Consider the following 2,413-nt stretch of genomic DNA (forward strand, 5'->3'; position numbering starts at 1 on the left):
TTGACAGTAAGCCTCTAATGTATTTCAAGCTTGACGGAATTCCGATAGCTATCGGAACGAAGTCGGAAGTATCAGGCATTTCAGTTTTTGACCAAGAATTATTTCGAATTTTTATGTTAAAGGCATAATTGCGTACATCCATATTCTTTTTAAGCATAAGAACCGGTTTTTCAAAACTGACCTGACGATCCAACTTTTTATAGATTTATTCTTTCTGGCTTAAGAAAAAGGCAAAATCAGCTTTTCCCTTGAATTGGAACAAAGTCTAAAGCCTATGAATCAATGGCTAAACCAATAATTTAGGCAAGTTCTTACCTTAGATTCAATATAAACATAGATCAGGTAATACAAAAAGCCATTGGCGTGTAATCGTCAATGGTTTTTTTTCAATTCAAATTTTTACAAAATTTTTCTTGATGGGGAATTGACATAGAAATCTACATTTTCCCTCATTTGGAACAAAGTCTAAAGGATCTGCAACAATACCTACGGTCGGATTCTCTCCTTAAATGTAGCTTAGGTCAACGTTAATGAAGCGTTTTGAGACACTTCATTAGAGAAGAAGTTTAAAATGCTTTTTTACAAAAATGAATATCGATTAAACATGAAAACCGCTTTTCAAAATTCTAACCATTTAACCAAAGAAAAAAAAATGAAACGTAAACCTTATCCCATTTTAGCCGCTTTGGCTTTGCTGCTTTCATTTACAGCATGCCAAGAGATCCATGAGCTTATCCCTCAGGGTGCCAATAACAGAAAGAATACAAAACTCCTTGTCCAGGAGATTTACACGGGATCTCCCATCAAAAGTGCCAATGGTGTAAACTTCGGTCCTGATGGCAATCTTTACGTTGCCAGTTTTGGAGGTCAGGAAATAGTCGTCATGAACAAACAAAACGGCAAAATCATCAAGAAGATCGGAACTGACAAAGGGGTGATCTCCCCTGATGATTTGGCTTTTGGACCGGATGGCTCGCTCTATTGGACCGATATCAATATTGGTGAGGTAGGACGCATGACCCCCCAAGGAGTGGTGACCAAACAGCCTGTAGCACCTGGAGTCAATCCTATCACTTTCTCAGATGATGGGCGTTTGTTTGTAGGACTCTGCTTTAGGGGTGATGGGTTGTACGAGTTGGATCCCGAGCTCAAGGCACCACCTAGACCGATTATTGTTAGCAGCAACCCGGGTATCGAATTTCCCCTTGGCTTTTTAAATGGATTTGACTTCGGTCCAGATGGTAAATTGTACGGACCTCTCTTTGCAGGAGGTGCGGTGATTAGGGTAAATGTCGGAGGGCCAGGAACCCCACCTTCTACCAATCCTTTTGCTGATGGAACTGCAGAATTCGTAGCCGGTGGCTTCACAGTTCCCGCTGCCGCAAAGTTCGATTCAAAGGGAGTCCTACATGTATTGGACCAAACAGGTGAAGTATTTAAAGTAAACACATCGACCGGAGAAAAAACACTTTTTGTAAAAATCCAACCTGGACTTGACAACTTGGCCTTTGACTCCAATGGCTCCCTCTTTATCTCTAATGCAGATTTTGGCACTGTAGTACAAATACTACCAAGTGGTCAGCCACGGACCATCAGTCGCGGAGGCATGATAGCACCCCAAGGTATGGCAGTTTTACCGGGGGCAAATAAAAAAGACGCATTGTATGTAGCCGACTTGTTCCGATTGTACCAAATGAATGGACTCACTGGCAAAGTTGGAAATGTTTATAAAGGTGATTTACTCGGTGGTGAAGGAAATCTGACCACTCCTTTTACTCTTTCTGCAGACGGTGAGAATCTGATCGTGTCTTCCTATTTCGGAGGAGTAGTTCAAATCTGGAATCCACAATCTGATCAGGTAATTGAAACCTATCCATTGGATATACCTATTGATGCTATCCGGTTTAAAGGTGATATTGCAGTTTCCGATTTGGGACTAGGCGGCGTGGTCCGGGCAAGTGACAAGTCAATAATTTTACCTATAGATGGCGTCAATGTATTTGCTCCAAGTGGTTTGGCAACTGACGGGGAAACCTTATGGGTAGCTGACTGGGGTACAGGCATTGTTTGGCAGGTAGGATTTAACGGCGATACGCCAAGTACACCTTTTCCATTAGCCACGGGATTGATGAGTCCGGAAGGATTGGCATGGGATAAAGAAGGCGGCCTGCTGGTTGTGGAAACAGGTGCTTCAAGGTTATCACGAATAGACTTGGCCACAGGAGTCGTGAGCAAAATTGCAGATGGCCTCAGCCTGAGTAAACCTGCTTTTGGTCAGGATCTTGCCTTACCTCCTACTAACTTCTTTGATGGCGTAGCAGTTGGCCTATCCGGTGATATCTATGTTTCAGGTGGGGGCAAGAATGTGATTTACCGCATCTCAAAAAATTGAGGTTCTTTGCGCCCAAATAAA

At 42.6% G+C, this 2,413-nt stretch carries 1 protein-coding gene; it reads left to right on the forward strand.

The annotated features are described in order from the left end of the window. Nucleotides 1-652 precede the first annotated feature (652 nt). The gene (locus ACZFYI_RS19110; RefSeq protein WP_462525716.1) at nucleotides 653-2,392 is read left to right on the forward strand and encodes a Vgb family protein; all 1,740 of its coding nucleotides are present in this window, start codon (nucleotides 653-655) and stop codon (nucleotides 2,390-2,392) included. Nucleotides 2,393-2,413 lie beyond the last annotated feature (21 nt).

Source organism: Aquiflexum sp., assembly GCF_977115555.1.